At 46.6% G+C, this 219-nt stretch carries 1 rRNA gene; it reads right to left on the bottom strand.

What is annotated here, in order from left to right:
• Positions 1-49: 49 nt before the first annotated feature.
• A 5S ribosomal RNA gene (rrf, locus tag A1D25_RS01910) occupies positions 50-165 on the bottom strand.
• Between the last annotated feature and the right edge of the window lie 54 nt (positions 166-219).

Raw genomic sequence — 219 nt, 5'->3', positions numbered from 1 at the left:
GCAAAAAACCGCAAGCTATCTCTAACTTGCGGTTTCCTCTTCTATAATACCCTGATGGTGCCCTACTCTCACATGGCGAATCACCACACTACCATCGGCGTTACTGCGTTTCACTTCTGAGTTCGGTATGGAGTCAGGTGGGTCCACAGCACTACGGCCATCAGGAAAATCCTGTTTTATCTATCTTATCTCTTAGCTATCTCTAGCCTCGTTCTTTTC

Origin of the sequence: Ursidibacter arcticus (assembly GCF_009761375.1) — a bacterium.
GTDB lineage: Bacteria > Pseudomonadota > Gammaproteobacteria > Enterobacterales > Pasteurellaceae > Ursidibacter > Ursidibacter arcticus.
Note: the sequence above shows the minus strand (reverse complement) of the source record. Positions and strands in the feature narration are given on the sequence as shown.